The 12,895-nt window shown below is 72.1% G+C and carries 16 protein-coding genes; 3 read left to right on the forward strand and 13 right to left on the reverse strand.

Annotated features, from left to right (window positions below):
* Positions 1-34: 34 nt before the first annotated feature.
* The 7 genes from AB0D94_RS01830 to AB0D94_RS01860 form a co-directional block, all read right to left on the reverse strand.
* A complete protein-coding gene (locus AB0D94_RS01830; protein ID WP_362044445.1) occupies positions 35-601 on the reverse strand; it encodes an NAD(P)H-dependent oxidoreductase in 567 nt (188 codons plus the stop codon).
* Complete coding sequence (locus tag AB0D94_RS01835; RefSeq protein WP_362044212.1) at positions 507-2,138, reverse strand: BTAD domain-containing putative transcriptional regulator; 1,632 nt, start codon at positions 2,136-2,138, stop codon at positions 507-509. The genes AB0D94_RS01830 and AB0D94_RS01835 overlap by 95 nt, the downstream gene beginning before the upstream one ends.
* Complete coding sequence (locus AB0D94_RS01840) at positions 2,120-2,254, reverse strand: hypothetical protein (RefSeq protein ID WP_362044214.1); 135 nt, start codon at positions 2,252-2,254, stop codon at positions 2,120-2,122. Before AB0D94_RS01840 ends, AB0D94_RS01835 begins: the two co-directional genes overlap by 19 nt.
* A 44-nt stretch (positions 2,255-2,298) precedes the next feature.
* The gene (locus AB0D94_RS01845; RefSeq protein ID WP_362044216.1) at positions 2,299-2,676 is read right to left on the reverse strand and encodes a hypothetical protein; all 378 of its coding nucleotides are present in this window, start codon (positions 2,674-2,676) and stop codon (positions 2,299-2,301) included.
* Between the two features lie 107 nt (positions 2,677-2,783).
* Positions 2,784-2,987 (reverse strand): cold-shock protein, encoded by a 204-nt coding sequence (locus AB0D94_RS01850; protein ID WP_030011983.1) that lies wholly within the window; start codon positions 2,985-2,987, stop codon positions 2,784-2,786.
* Between the two features lie 312 nt (positions 2,988-3,299).
* Positions 3,300-4,664, reverse strand: a complete 1,365-nt coding sequence (locus AB0D94_RS01855) for a chloride channel protein (protein ID WP_362044219.1) — start codon at positions 4,662-4,664, stop codon at positions 3,300-3,302.
* An 81-nt stretch (positions 4,665-4,745) separates the two neighbouring features.
* The gene (locus AB0D94_RS01860) at positions 4,746-5,315 is read right to left on the reverse strand and encodes a potassium channel family protein (protein WP_362044221.1); all 570 of its coding nucleotides are present in this window, start codon (positions 5,313-5,315) and stop codon (positions 4,746-4,748) included.
* A 137-nt stretch (positions 5,316-5,452) separates the two neighbouring features.
* Here AB0D94_RS01860 and AB0D94_RS01865 point away from each other — a divergent pair, with 137 nt between their 5' ends.
* Together AB0D94_RS01865 and AB0D94_RS01870 are read left to right on the forward strand one after the other, a co-directional pair.
* A complete protein-coding gene (locus AB0D94_RS01865; RefSeq protein WP_362044223.1) occupies positions 5,453-5,842 on the forward strand; it encodes an SHOCT domain-containing protein in 390 nt (129 codons plus the stop codon).
* A gap of 130 nt (positions 5,843-5,972) precedes the next feature.
* Positions 5,973-6,578, forward strand: a complete 606-nt coding sequence (locus AB0D94_RS01870; RefSeq protein WP_362044225.1) for a TetR/AcrR family transcriptional regulator — start codon at positions 5,973-5,975, stop codon at positions 6,576-6,578.
* Between the two features lie 55 nt (positions 6,579-6,633).
* On the opposite strand, the gene AB0D94_RS01875 is transcribed toward AB0D94_RS01870, so the two are convergent.
* From AB0D94_RS01875 to AB0D94_RS01900, 6 genes are all read right to left on the reverse strand, one after another.
* On the reverse strand, positions 6,634-6,972 hold the full coding sequence (locus AB0D94_RS01875) for a MerR family transcriptional regulator (protein WP_266935750.1): 339 nt from the start codon (positions 6,970-6,972) through the stop codon (positions 6,634-6,636).
* 205 nt (positions 6,973-7,177) lie between these two features.
* Positions 7,178-7,489 carry an SCO5918 family protein gene (locus AB0D94_RS01880; protein WP_362044227.1) on the reverse strand — a complete coding sequence of 104 codons (312 nt, stop codon included), beginning with the start codon at positions 7,487-7,489 and terminating at the stop codon, positions 7,178-7,180.
* A gap of 50 nt (positions 7,490-7,539) precedes the next feature.
* The gene (locus AB0D94_RS01885) at positions 7,540-9,072 is read right to left on the reverse strand and encodes a DEAD/DEAH box helicase (protein ID WP_362044229.1); all 1,533 of its coding nucleotides are present in this window, start codon (positions 9,070-9,072) and stop codon (positions 7,540-7,542) included.
* Between the two features lie 290 nt (positions 9,073-9,362).
* Positions 9,363-9,566 carry a cold-shock protein gene (locus AB0D94_RS01890; protein ID WP_055611897.1) on the reverse strand — a complete coding sequence of 68 codons (204 nt, stop codon included), beginning with the start codon at positions 9,564-9,566 and terminating at the stop codon, positions 9,363-9,365.
* 261 nt (positions 9,567-9,827) lie between these two features.
* Positions 9,828-10,325 carry a GNAT family N-acetyltransferase gene (locus AB0D94_RS01895; protein WP_362044447.1) on the reverse strand — a complete coding sequence of 166 codons (498 nt, stop codon included), beginning with the start codon at positions 10,323-10,325 and terminating at the stop codon, positions 9,828-9,830.
* A 162-nt stretch (positions 10,326-10,487) separates the two neighbouring features.
* On the reverse strand, positions 10,488-11,438 hold the full coding sequence (locus AB0D94_RS01900) for an alpha/beta fold hydrolase (RefSeq protein ID WP_362044231.1): 951 nt from the start codon (positions 11,436-11,438) through the stop codon (positions 10,488-10,490).
* A gap of 226 nt (positions 11,439-11,664) precedes the next feature.
* Here AB0D94_RS01900 and AB0D94_RS01905 point away from each other — a divergent pair, with 226 nt between their 5' ends.
* Positions 11,665-12,870, forward strand: coding sequence for an FAD-dependent oxidoreductase (locus AB0D94_RS01905; RefSeq protein WP_362044233.1), 1,206 nt, complete (start codon positions 11,665-11,667; stop codon positions 12,868-12,870).
* The last annotated feature ends 25 nt before the right edge of the window (positions 12,871-12,895 follow it).

Genomic DNA, 12,895 nt, shown 5'->3' on the forward strand with positions numbered 1-12,895 from the left:
GTACGTACGTCCTGTCGCGAGGGCCCGACGAGGTCTAGACGCTGTACGGACGGGAGGTGCGGCCGTCGCGCAGGGTCTGGGACCACCAGGCGAGCTGGTCGAGCATGGTCTTGGCGGCACCGGCCGCGCCCTGCGCGTCGTGCGCCGGGCCGCCCTCGCCGAAGTGCTCCCAGGCGCCGTGGAAGCTGACCCCGTCGCGGATCGGGGCGCAGTGCAGCTCGCCGAAGACCTGACGCAGGTGCTCGACCGAGCGCAGCCCGCCGCCGACGCCGCCGTAGGACACGAAAGCGACGGCCTTGGCCTTCCACTCGTCGCGGTGCAGGTCGATGAAGAGCTTCAGGTGCCCGGGGAAGCTGTGGTTGTACTCGGGGGTGATGACGACGAATCCGTCGGCGGCGCCCACCCGTGCGGCCAGCTCGTTCAGCGCGGGGGTCCGGGCGGTGCGCCAGCCCGGCTGCACGACGGGCAGTTCCAGCCCGGCGAGGTCGATGACATCGACCTCGAAGTCACCGTGCTGCTCCGCGAGCGGAACGAACCAGTCGCTGACGGTGGGTCCGAAGCGGCCCTCGCGGTTGGAGCCGACGATGACGGCGATCCGCAGCTTCTGCGTGGCGGTCGCGGTGGCGGTCACAGTGTTGTTGTCCATGGCCAAGACAGTAGGAGCAAGCGGGCCGCCGGGTCCTGAGGCGATCGACTAGGTTGAACCGTCCGGTGGGGCCCGCCGGGCTCCCGCGCGCGCGAGCCGTGCCGGGCCAACCGGCGCCCCGGACCGGGTGTTTCACGTGAAACATCGCCCGACCAGCCGTCCGGCGGCTGCGGTGAGGGCGGCGCGGGCACCGGTCGCACCCCCCGACTTCGCCGGTGGGACCCGAGCGGAATCCAACTGTCCGTGGACCGGGGCACGAGCACATCTGGACCTCCGCGCGCCACAGCCTCCGAGGAGTGTGCCGCTCGCGGCCCCTCCGGTGCGCCTGCCACTCCAGCCGCGCCGGCCGGTCAGCCGCCGAGCGTGACCCGGGCGAGCGTCCGTCGGGGATCCGGCGGGCAGTGCGCTTCGCGACCTCCTCGATCAGGTGCTCGCAGTTGTCCAGCACCAGCAGGACGCTCCGGGCCCGCAGGGCCGCGGCGAGCCGGGCCGCCGGGTCGCCCGCCCCTGCGTGCTCCCGTAGCCCCAGGGCGGCCAGTACGGCCTGCGGTACGCCGGACCCCTCGCTCAGCGGTGCCAGCTCCACCAGCCACACCCCGTCGGGGAACCGGCCGAGCAGCGGACGGGCCGCCTGGACGGCCAGCCGGGTCTTCCCCGCGCCGCCCGGCCCGGTGAGGGTGGTGAGCCGGAACCGGCCGATCAGCGTGTCCACCCGGGCGAGGTCGGCCTCCCGGCCGACGAAACTGGCCAGCCCCGACCTCAGGTTGGTGAGCGGCGCAGCGTCCGGCCCCGGCCCGGCGGTGGCGGCCGAGGGCTCCTCGTGGGCCGCCCGGGCGGGTGGCACAGTCGGCGTCGCTGCCGCGGGCACGGGGTGCGCCTCGGCCAGCTCCCCGCGCAGCACCGCGGTGTGCAGTGCGGACAGCTCCGCCGAAGGGTCGGTCCCGAGCTCCTCGGCGAGCGCCTCGCGGGCCCGCCCGTACACCGTGAGCGCCTCGGCGGGCCGCCCGGCCGCGACGAGGGCGCGCATCAGCGCCCCGACCAGCTTTTCCCGCAAGGGGTGTTCGGCGACGAGGGAGCTGAGCTCGCCGGTCAGCTCCCGGCCGTGCCCCACGCGCAGATCGGCCTCGATGCGGTCTTCCAGGGCCGCCATCCGCAGTTCCGTCAGCCGGGTCACCGGCGCCCGGAAGAAGTCGGAGCCCGCCACGTCCAGCAGGGCCGGCCCGCGCCACAGCGCGAGCGCTTCCCGCAGGATCCGCGCGGCCGTCGCGGGGTCCCCGGCCAGGGCGCCGCGCCCCGCCGAGGCCAGCTGCTCGAAGCGGACCACGTCCACGTCCTCGGGCCGGACCGCGAGCCGGTAGCCCGCCGGATGCGATTCGACGTCCACTCCGTGCAGGGCCCGGCGCAGCCGTGACGCCAGGGCTTGCAGCGCGTTGGCGGCCGCCGCGGGCGGGTCCTGCTCCCAGATGCCGTCGATCAGCAGCTCGGCGGACACCACCCGCCCCGGCTCCAGCGCCAGCAGAGCAGGGCCCGCAGGCGCGCGCCCCCGACGGCGACGTCGTCCCCGTCCTCGCTCCGTATGGCCAGGGCACCCAGCATCGAGATCCGCATAAACGCCATTGTGCGGCGCCGCGCCGACTGCCCTGCGGGCCGGGCTACTTGTCGGAGTAGCTGAAGTCCCCGACCGTCCAGGCGCTGACGTCCTTGACGGCGATCCGGTACATCCCGCCGGTCTCCGGGATCCCCAGGGTGCCCTGGAGGATGCGGGCCACGTGGAAGTGCAGGTGGGAGGGTGGTCCGGCCTCGGGCCGGGTGCCGCCGTCCTGTTCGGGTTCCCTGAAGATGCCGGCGAACGGACCCAGTTGGTCGGAGTCCTGGAGCACCTCGGCCACGCGCTGGCGCCACACGCTCTCGGGGGCCAGCCGGCCGGTGACGACGGCGCCGTGCACCACGACGGTCAGGGACATCTGATTGGTCTGCTCCGACTCGACCATGGAGGCGATGTCGAGGAGCAGGTCGTCAGGAATCGACATGGGCGGGACTCTAGCAAGCGCGGCGGGCGGACGGCGGCCCGGAACGCGACGGGCCGGGGCCCGCACCCAAGAGGATGCGGGCCCCGGCCGCGGAGTACGCGTCGGCGTCAGGCGGGAACGATGTTCTCGGCCTGCGGGCCCTTCTGGCCCTGCGTGACGTCGAAGGTGACCTTCTGGCCTTCCTGAAGCTCACGGAAGCCGGAAGAGGCGATGTTCGAGTAGTGGGCGAACACGTCCGCGCCGCCACCCTCCTGCTCGATGAAGCCGAAGCCCTTTTCCGCGTTGAACCACTTCACGGTGCCAGATGCCATATGAATTCTCCTTCGGGGCATTGCCCGGAATCGCACCGTGCGAATCCGGAGTCGCTGAGATTGTCGCCCCGGCCGGAAATGCACCGGCAAATAAAAAGTGCGCTCACCGAAAAACCTGGTGAGAGCACTTGTAAGTTTTTTGGGAACCACAACTGCAACTGAGATCACAGTAGCACGGGGGGAAGCCGCCGACGGGGAAACTTTCCCAGCCCGCAGCCCGGCGCGCCATGAAATTTTTCAAGTGCGCCGTCGGTATTTCCGCAGGTGCGGCAGCGGATATGTACGTCAGAAAGTCGTATGAACCGTGCCGGGTTACGGGGCCCCGGCCACTGTCTTCTCCGCCTTCTCCGCGTGCCCGTGGGACGGCAGCAGCTCGCTGACGACGAAGGACACCACGGCCGCCAGGATCACGACGGGCATCATGGCCGAGGTGCCGAGGACGAGGGTCACCAGGACCACGCTGCTCACCGGCAGCCGCATCACGGCCGCCAGCGCGGCGGCCATGCCCGCCGCGAACCCCGGTACGACACCCAGGCCCGGCAGGGGCGACAGGAGCACACCCGCAGCGGCCCCGAGGAAGAGCACGGGGAAGATGGGGCCGCCGCGCAGGCTGCCGAGGCAGAGCGTGTACGCGACGCCCTTGAACAGCAGGACGGCGAGCAGCGCCCCGATGCCCCAGGAGTGCGGGTCGGTGGCCAGCCCGGCGACGGCGTCCTGGCCGGAGGAGGCGACCTCGACGGGGGAGCGGCCGGTGATCAGCGCGTAGAGGGCGGCGCAGGCCGCGGCGCCCAGGGCGCACAGGACGGTCCGTACCAGGGGCCGTCCCGTGATGTACACGGCGACCGCCCGGGCCCAGGTCAGCACGGGGTGCAGGACGAGCGCGAGGACCACGGCGATGGCCAGCGCCCAGAGCACGTCCCCCACGTCCAGGTGGGGCTCCGGGAGGGCCGAGCCCAGCGACAGGTCCCCGGTCGACAGCCCGGTCCAGCGGCCGAGCCCGGTGAACACCAGGGACCCGATGCCGCTCGACAGCAGGGAGGGCACCATGACGGCGAACAGCTGCGGCCCGCCCACGCCCGCCACCTCGATCAGCAGCACCGCGGCGATCAGCGGATTGCCGAAGATGGCGGCGATCGCGGCCGCGGCTCCGGCCGCGCCCAGGAGCGCGGTGCCCTGCGGGGTCGTCGGCGCCTGCGAGAGGTTGCGCAGCAGCACGGCCAGGCCGCCGCCCAGGGCGATCAGCGGGGCCTCCGGGCCCAGGACGGCGCCGAGCGGCAGGCTGGCCAGCGCCGCGATGACGATCCCGGGCAGGAACGCGGGAGGGGTGCCGCCCGCGTGCAGTCCGGCGGCGGGGACGTGGCCGCCGGCGCCGGGCAGGTGGGCGACGACCAGGCCGACCACGGTTCCGGCGATGAGCAGCAGGGGGAGCGGCCACCACCACGGCGGGGCGTCCCAGCCCAGCGCCTGGGGGAGGTCCGCCCACAGGACGTGTTCCAGCTCGTGCAGCAGGACGAGGAACCAGAAGGCGGCGAGGGACACCGGGATGCCGATCAGGCCGCAGAAGGCGAGCAGTTTGAGGTAGCCGGGGCTGCGGAGCACGTCCCGTAGGACGATCGCCTCCTGTGGCCCGGTCCCGTCGACGGGCGGGGGGTCGGATCGAGGGCGCGGCTCCGTCATGGGCACCTCCCTTTCCCCTCGATGATCCACCTGGACGGCGGCCTCCGCCGCCGGGACCGGCCGGGCTGCGGCCGCGGCCGTTCACGGCCCGTCCTCCTGGGGCGGAGGCGGGTCCCCGCGCCTGCGCATCCCGATCCGGACCGCGCCGACGAGGACCTTGGCGATCACGCCCAGCACGATCAGGTCGGCGACCATCTGGACGGTGGCCAGGACGCGGCCGGTCTCCGTGAGGGGTGCGATGTCCCCGAATCCGACGGTCGCGAACACGGTGACGGTGAAGTACAGCGCGTCGGTCCGGTTCAGCGGCTCCGGGAACGTCTGCGGAACCTCCGTGGAGAGCATGAAGTACGTCGCGGCGAAGAGCACCAGGAACAGCGGGACGGCGGTGGCCAGCGCCTCGACGGCGCGCAACCTCGGATACTCCGCACGGGTGATGGCGGTGGCCTGGAGGACGACCACGGCGCCGAAGATCACCAGGCCGAGCGCCAGCAGGACGACCGTGCGGACGCCGAACCCGCCTTCCAGCGGGGCGAGGTAGAAGAGCGCGGTGAGCAGGACGACCGAGGCGGTCGAGCGGAGCAGGCATGCGGCGAGCGCCCGGCCGCGCAGCCGGGCGGCCGGGTCCCCCCGTTCGGATGCGGTGCGGTCCATGGCTTCAGGAGAAGGCGGCGCAGCGCATCGCGCGACCGGAGCCGGGGCCGGTGGGCCGCGTCCGGCGTCCGCTCGGAATGCGGACCTCTCGCACCGACTGTATGAAGGAAGGACCGCCTTCATGATCGGAGCCGAGCATGGATGACTATCCGCTTCTCAACCTCTTCTGGACGATGTTGTGGCTCTTCCTGTGGATCATGTGGTTCTTCCTCCTCTTCAAGGTCGTGACGGACGTGTTCCGTGACCACGAGCTCGGGGGCTGGGCGAAGGCGGGCTGGCTGGTCCTCGTCCTCCTGCTGCCGTACCTCGGCGTCCTCGTCTACCTCGTCGTCCGCGGCAAGAGCATGAGCCAGCGGGAGGTGAAACACGCCAAGGAGCACGAGGAGGCCTTCAAGGCGTACGTCCAGAGGGCGGCCGGGACGGGCGGCGGTTCGGCGGACGAGCTGCACAAGCTCTCCGCGCTGAAGGACAAGGGTGATATCACCCAGGAGGAATTCGACCGGGCCAAGGCCAAGATCCTGGCCTGAATTCCCCCGCACCGGGACCCGCGGGCCCCGCCTTCCCCGGCGGGGCCCGTTCCGTTGATACGTCGGTACCATGAACCTGTCCGGGCGGGACCGGACCGCGAACCCACCACCGACGGCGGAGACCCGGTACATGCCCAAGCGCGTTGACCACGAGGAACGGCGGACGCAGATCGCCGAGGCGCTCATCCGCGTCGCCGGCCGGCAAGGACTGCACGCGGTCGGGATGCGGGACGTGGCAGCCGAGGCGGGCGTGTCCCTGCGGCTCGTCCAGTACTACTTCCAGACCAAGGAGAAGCTGCTCTTCTACGGTCTCCAGCACCTCACCGAGCGCTTCACCGCCCGGGTGGGCGCCCGCCTCGCCGCCGTCGGACCGGACCCCGGTCCCCGCGCGACCGCGGAGGCGCTGCTGCTGGCCTCCCTGCCCACCGACGGGGAGAGCCGCACCTTCCACCTGCTCTACAGCTCCTACGCGATCCTGTCCGTGACCGACGAGGCACTGGCCGCCCAGCCGTTCATCGACAATCCCGACGCCGCGGAGAACGCCCTGACCGGCCTGTTCCGCCAGGCCCAGGAATCCGGCCTGGCCGACCCCCGCGCCGACGCGCGTACGGAGGCGATCAGCCTGCTCGCGATGACGGCGACCATGGGCACCAGCATCCTCGTGGGCCAGCGCACCCCCGAATCGGCCGTCGCGGTGCTCCGCCACCACCTGGACCGCATCTTCACGCCGTCCTGACCCGCGGCCGGGCCCAGCCGGCGGCGGGCGGCAGCGGCGTGGTGCTTCCCGGGAGTCAGGCCGAGGTGTCGGGCGGTGATCCCGCGGCCCGGCGGAATTCGGCGTTGAGGCGCTGGGCCTCTTCGAGCTGGTCCTCCAGGATGACGATGCGGCAGGCGGCCTCGACCTGCATGCCCTGGTCGACGAGTTCCCTGGCGCGGGCCGCGATGCGCAGCTGGTAGCGGGAGTAGCGGCGGTGTCCGCCTTCGGAGCGCAGGGGCGTGATCAGGCGGGCCTCCCCGATGGCCCGGAGGAAGCCGGGGGTGGTGCCGAGCAGCTCGGCCGCCCTGCCCATCGTGTAGGCGGGGTAGTCGTCGTCGTCCAGTCGGCCGCCGAGCGAGTCATCCGCTGTCATCTGCACCTCCTCTTGGGAACGCGTCGGGGGCCCCGGCGCCGTACGGCAGCGGGGCCCCGGAGGAAATTCAACACCATCGGCCCGTCCCGGCGCTGCGCGGACCTGACAGGGACCACGTTCCGCACGCAGTGAGGGCCCCGGCCGGCGTGTGCCGGTCGGGGCCCTCACTGTCATGGCGGCGGCGCTGCGCGCCCCGGCCCGTCGCTCAGACGGACACGGGGGAGCCGAGCAGCGCGGACGCGCGCCGGAGCGGGTCGAGGCCGCGCGCGGGTGCGGGGGCCTCGGGCAGTCCGCGGCAGGTGAAGCCGAGCTGGGTCATGGCCCGGATGACTTCGCCGGCGCTGAAGTCGCGGCGGTCCTGGCGGGTGATGACCTGGCCGACCTGCTTGACCGGGTAGACGCGGCGGCCGATGATCACGGACTCGCCGACGACGGGTTCGGGCTTGACGCCCTTCATCGATTCCAGCACGCCGCTCTTGGTGAGGTCGAACGGGAATCGGGCGATGACACAGCGCATGATTGCCTCACAGGGAGAAGGGGAGAGTGGTCCGACCTGGGGCAGGCGCTTCAGGCGGCCGTACCGAGCGCCGGCTGCCGCTGGCCGGTACGGCGCGCTGCCTGAGAGGGCCGGCCGCGCCGGCCGCGCGAGGCGGCGCTGCGCTTGGGGCGCTCGCTCACCGGTGCCGTGATGACGACGGGGATGCCGGAGGGTGCCTGGGCGCCGGTGATGCGGTGCAGCTCGGCCTCGCCGGAACGGACCTGGGTGGTCAGCGGGACGATGCCGGCGGTGGCCATGAGACGGCTCATGTCGCGCCGCTGGTTGGGGGTGACGAGCGTGACGACGCTGCCGGACTCGCCGGCGCGGGCGGTGCGTCCGCCGCGGTGGAGGTAGTCCTTGTGGTCGGTGGGCGGGTCCACGTTGACCACGAGGTCCAGGTTGTCGACGTGGATGCCGCGGGCGGCGACGTTGGTGGCCACCAGCACCGTCACGTGCCCGGTCTTGAACTGGGCCAGGGTGCGGGTGCGCTGGGGCTGGGACTTGCCGCCGTGCAGGGCGGCGGCCCGTACTCCGCTGTTGAGGAGGTCCTGGGTCAGCCGGTCGACGGCGTGCTTGGTGTCCAGGAACATGATCACGCGGCCGTCGCGGGCGGCGATCTGCGTGGTCGTGGCGTGCTTGTCGGCGCCGTGGACGTGCAGCACGTGGTGTTCCATCGTGGTCACCGCGCCGGCCGAGGGGTCGACGGAGTGGACGACGGGATCGCTGAGGTAGCGGCGCACGAGCAGGTCGACGTTGCGGTCGAGGGTCGCGGAGAACAGCATCCGCTGCCCCTCCGGGCGTACCTGGTCGAGCAGGGCCGTGACCTGCGGCATGAAGCCCATGTCGGCCATCTGGTCGGCCTCGTCGAGCACGGTGATCTCCACCTGGCCGAGCCGGCAGTCGCCGCGCTCGATCAGGTCCGCGAGGCGCCCGGGGGTCGCGACGACCACCTCCGCGCCACCGCGCAGGGCGCCGGCCTGCTTGGCGATCGACATCCCGCCCACGACCGTGGTCAGCCGCAGCTTCACGGAGCGGGCGTAGGGGGTGAGGGCGTCCGTCACCTGCTGGGCGAGCTCGCGGGTGGGGACGAGCACCAGGGCCAGCGGCTGGCGGGGCTCGGCCCGGCGGCCGGCGGTACGGGCCAGCAGGGCGAGGCCGAAGGCGAGGGTCTTGCCGGACCCGGTGCGCCCGCGGCCGAGTACGTCGCGGCCCGCGAGGGTGTTCGGCAGGGTCGCGGCCTGGATCGGGAAGGGGACGCTCACGCCTTCCGCGCCGAGTGCGGCGAGCAGCTGGCCGGGCATGTCGAGATCGGCGAACGCCTCGACGGCGGGCAGCCCGGGGGTGATCGTCTTGGGCAGGGCGAACTCACCCTGTACGGCGGCGGGTCGGCGGCCGTAGCCGCCGGAACGGGACTGCCCGCCGGCACGGGACTGTCCGCCGGACCGGGACTGCCCGCCGGCACGGCTGGGGGCCGGCGAGCCGAAGCGGTTTCCGCGCGCGGAGTCGTCGGAACGGCCTCCGCCCGTGCGGGGGGAGCGGGTGTTCGTGCGTGTGCGGTTCATGCGGAACCTTCCTCGATGCGGCGCATATCAAGGAATTCCCGCAGCGATGAGCGGCATGGAGAATTGCAAGAATGGCCGAATGGAACGCGAAAGCAAGCCCGGCCGGCTGAATGCGAATGCGGGCGCAGGTGCTGGAATGGGTGACACGGTGCCTACGAGGGATCCCCGTACGACGGGGATCGTAGAATCCTCGGGTCGTCCCGCAGGTGGACCCACTGCGGGGAAAATGCGTGCAGCTGAGGCCCGCACCCCGAGGGATGCGGGCCCCAGCTACGAAGTACGCGTCAGCGTCAGGCGGGAACGATGTTCTCGGCCGTCGGGCCCTTCTGGCCCTGCGCGATGTCGAAGGTGACCTTCTGGCCTTCCTGCAGCTCGCGGAAGCCCTGGGCGGCGATGTTCGAGTAGTGGGCGAACACGTCAGCGCCGCCACCGTCCTGCTCGATGAAGCCGAAGCCCTTTTCTGCGTTGAACCACTTCACGGTACCAGCAGCCATGTCATATCTCCTTTGGGGCAGTACACCGGGATCCGCACCGTGCGGACCTCGTGTCGCCGCGATGATTACCCCACCGGAAGAAACACGACCGGAAATGCGCAAGCGGCCAGAGTGGCAAGAAAACCGACTGGGCGCTTGAAATTTTGGGAACCACAACTGCAACTGGTATCGACAGTAGCACGCATCGTCGGCCCGTGTGCGATAAGTATTTCCCATACCTTCGGTGCCGCAAAAACCCTCAGGGCGCGGTCGGCCAAATTCTCATCTCGCGGGCACAGATATTGACTCACGCGTGCCATGGATCCTGCGGGCCAGCACCTGCCCTGGCCAGGCATCGGACAGGAATTCCTCGGTGCGGGCGAATCCGTTGCGCTCGTAGAACGCGACCAGTTCGCCCCCGCCGCCCGCCCAGCAGTCGACCCGCAGCAGCTCCACGCCGGCCCGGCGAGTCTCCTCGGCGGCATGGGCCAGCAGCGCCGCCCCGATGCCCTGACCCGCGTACCGCCGGTCGGAGACCAGCAGCCGGACGTACCGCTCGGGCTCGCCGGCGGGCGCGATCGGCAGCTGCGGGCTGGGCCCGGAGTCCAGCACCAGGGCTCCGACCGGTGTGCCGTCCTCCGACTCCGCGATGTACGGGGCGTTCTCGGTCGTGTACCGCTCGACCCGGGCCACCCCGCCGGGCTTGCGCGAGTACGGTGTCGTGCCCCACTGCTCGGTGTTGCCGCGCGCGTTCATCCAGGCCACCGCGGCGTCGAGCATCCGCAGAATGGCCGGTGCGTCGGCCGGGCCGCCCGGTCTGATCCGTATGCCGTGCGTGTCGTGTGTGCCCTGTGTGGTGTCGTTCACGGCCGAATCCTAAATTCAGCCGCCCGTGCCCGTGCCCGGGGCCGGTGCCGGCCCCGGTGTGTCCGGCCGCAGCTCCTACGCGTCGGCCGCGCCGCTGACCCCGGCCGGGTCGAGGGAGTCCACGTCCTCCATGAAGCTCAGCATCCGGGCGTTGACCACGTCGGGGTGGTCGATCTGCGGGCCGTGGCCCGTCGCGGCGATGATCTCGGCGCGGGCTCCGGGGACCAGCCGCGGTACGCGCTCCAACTGCCGCTGCGGGTGCACGAGAAGGCTGCGCTTGCCCATGATCAGGTAGAGCGGGGTCCGGATGGAGCGCAGCGCGTCCTCGGCCAGGGGCAGCGGCGCGGGGCGGCGGATCCGGAAGGCCCGCGCGCCCGCCTGGACCCACTTGCGCAGCTCGGGGACGACGATCACCGGCTGCTCCAGCCAGGAGGCCAGGCGCGGGCGCAGCGCCTTGGGGGCGAAGCTGGCGAAGAGGCTGACGAAGACCCAGGCGAAGAAGCGCAGGCCCACCTTCTCCAGGCCGCCGGGGTCGAGGGCGGTGACCGAGGCGAGCCGTCCGGGCCGGCGGTGCGCCTGGTTGAGCACCAGCCAGCCGCCGTAGGAGGAGCCGACGAGGTGGACCCGGTCGAGGCCGAGCGCGTCGAGGGCCTCGTCCATCCACTGGGCGGCACGCTCGGGCCGCCACATGGGTTCCCGGTGGACGCTGCGTCCGGCGTCGCCCGGGGTGTCGAGGGCGTAGACGGGGCGGTCGGCGCTGAGCGCGGGGGTGTTGGGGTACCACATCGCCGAGCAGTAGCCCGCGCCGTGGATCAGGACCACCGGCGTACGGGACTCGGCGGCGGGGTCGGCGGGACCGTACCGGTAGACGCGCGTGGTGCCGAAGCTCGTCTCGACGTCCGTCTCGGAGCGTGCGGGCGCGCCCATCGCGTAGAGCACGTCGCAGGCGGCGAAGTAGCGGTCGCGCAGCTCGTCGTTCACGTAGCGGCCGATGTCGCGGCGCGCACGGGTCGTGTTCTCGGGCACGGGGCACCTCCGGGAAGATCCGTTCTTCGAAGATCCGTTCTTCGTGGTACGACCGTATCATGATGTTGGTACACCGGTACCACGAAACGACCCCGGGGGTGCGCGGGGAGCCTGTCCGCGCGAGGGCCCGCGCCCGCCCGTCGAAGTGACCTGCATCACACGCTGTCACAGCGATCGGTCGCGCGGTGTCTTGAGGCCGAACCCCTTGAGACGAAGGAGACACACCATGACCAGGCACACCGAGGTTGTCGTGATCGGCGGCGGATACGCCGGAGTCATGGCCGCCAACCGCCTGACGCAGCGCGACGACGTGACGGTGACGCTGATCAACCCGCGCCCGGCCTTCGTCGAGCGGATCCGCCTGCACCAGCTGGTGGGCGGCTCCCACGAAGCGGTCGTCGACTACCGCAAGGTCCTGGCCGAGGGCGTCGAGCTGGTGGTCGACACGGTGACACGCATCGACGCGGCCGGGCGCAGCCTGGCGTTGGCGACCGGCGGCACGGTCGGCTACGACTACCTGGTCTACGCGGTGGGCAGCGGCAGCGCCGACCCGGGCGTGCCCGGAGCGGCCGAGTTCGCGCACCCGATCGCCGCCCTGGAGGAGGCACAGCGGCTGCGGCCGGTCCTCGAAGCCGCGCCCGCGACGGCCGCGGTGACGGTGGTCGGAGCCGGCCCGACCGGCATCGAGACCGCCGCCGAACTGGCGGAGGCGGGCCGCGCCGTGACCCTGGTCTGCGGCGGGGTGCTCGGCCCGTACCTGCACGCCCGGGGCCGGCGCTCGGTCGCGGAGCGGCTGGCGAAGCTCGGTGTGACCGTGCTCGACGGCCCCGAGACGAAGGTGACGGCCGTGACCCGCGATGCCGTGCGGCTCGGCGGCGGCCGTGAGCTGCCGAGCGAGGTGACCATCTGGACCGCCGGATTCGGCGTGCCGGACCTGGCCGCCCGCAGCGGGCTGAGCACCGACGCCCTGGGCCGCCTGCTCACGGACGAGACGCTGACGAGCGTGGACGACGCGCGCATCGTGGCGGCCGGCGATTCGGCGGCGCCGTCGGACCTGCCGCTGCGGATGAGCTGCCAGGCCGCGATGCCGCTGGGTGCGCGGGCCGCCGACACGGTGCTCAGCCGGATCGACGGTGAGCGGCCCTCGACCCTGAACCAGGCCTTCGCCGGCCAGTGCATCAGCCTGGGCCGGCGCGCCGGCATCTTCCAGTTCGCCCACAAGTACGACGTCGCGCTGTGGTTCCACATCGCCGGCCGCCCTGGCGCGAAGCTCAAGGAACTCGTGTGCACGGGCGTCATCAAGCACCTGGCTGACGAGGCGGGCAAGCCCGGTTCGTACCGCTTGCACCGCGTTTCAGGAGGCGCCAAGCGCCAGGAACTGCTGCGAGCCAAGCGCGGCGAGGTGCCGGCCACCGCCGATCGGGCAGCCTAGTCAAGATCGAATGGCTACCGACGAA

This window comes from Streptomyces sp. NPDC048255 (assembly GCF_040652415.1).
In the GTDB taxonomy this organism is placed as follows: domain Bacteria; phylum Actinomycetota; class Actinomycetes; order Streptomycetales; family Streptomycetaceae; genus Streptomyces.

Coding starts and splice junctions, on each gene's coding strand:
- AB0D94_RS01840 (WP_362044214.1), bottom strand. CDS start 2,254: ATGCGGATCTCGATGCTGGGTGCCCTGGCCATACGGAGCGAGGACGGG.
- AB0D94_RS01875 (WP_266935750.1), bottom strand. CDS start 6,972: ATGACAGCGGATGACTCGCTCGGCGGCCGACTGGACGACGACGACTAC.
- AB0D94_RS01850 (WP_030011983.1), bottom strand. CDS start 2,987: ATGGCATCTGGCACCGTGAAGTGGTTCAACGCGGAAAAGGGCTTCGGC.
- AB0D94_RS01860 (WP_362044221.1), bottom strand. CDS start 5,315: ATGGACCGCACCGCATCCGAACGGGGGGACCCGGCCGCCCGGCTGCGC.
- AB0D94_RS01905 (WP_362044233.1), top strand. CDS start 11,665: ATGACCAGGCACACCGAGGTTGTCGTGATCGGCGGCGGATACGCCGGA.
- AB0D94_RS01885 (WP_362044229.1), bottom strand. CDS start 9,072: ATGAACCGCACACGCACGAACACCCGCTCCCCCCGCACGGGCGGAGGC.
- AB0D94_RS01880 (WP_362044227.1), bottom strand. CDS start 7,489: ATGCGCTGTGTCATCGCCCGATTCCCGTTCGACCTCACCAAGAGCGGC.
- AB0D94_RS01870 (WP_362044225.1), top strand. CDS start 5,973: ATGCCCAAGCGCGTTGACCACGAGGAACGGCGGACGCAGATCGCCGAG.
- AB0D94_RS01845 (WP_362044216.1), bottom strand. CDS start 2,676: ATGTCGATTCCTGACGACCTGCTCCTCGACATCGCCTCCATGGTCGAG.
- AB0D94_RS01895 (WP_362044447.1), bottom strand. CDS start 10,325: ATGCTCGACGCCGCGGTGGCCTGGATGAACGCGCGCGGCAACACCGAG.
- AB0D94_RS01855 (WP_362044219.1), bottom strand. CDS start 4,664: ATGACGGAGCCGCGCCCTCGATCCGACCCCCCGCCCGTCGACGGGACC.
- AB0D94_RS01865 (WP_362044223.1), top strand. CDS start 5,453: ATGGATGACTATCCGCTTCTCAACCTCTTCTGGACGATGTTGTGGCTC.
- AB0D94_RS01890 (WP_055611897.1), bottom strand. CDS start 9,566: ATGGCTGCTGGTACCGTGAAGTGGTTCAACGCAGAAAAGGGCTTCGGC.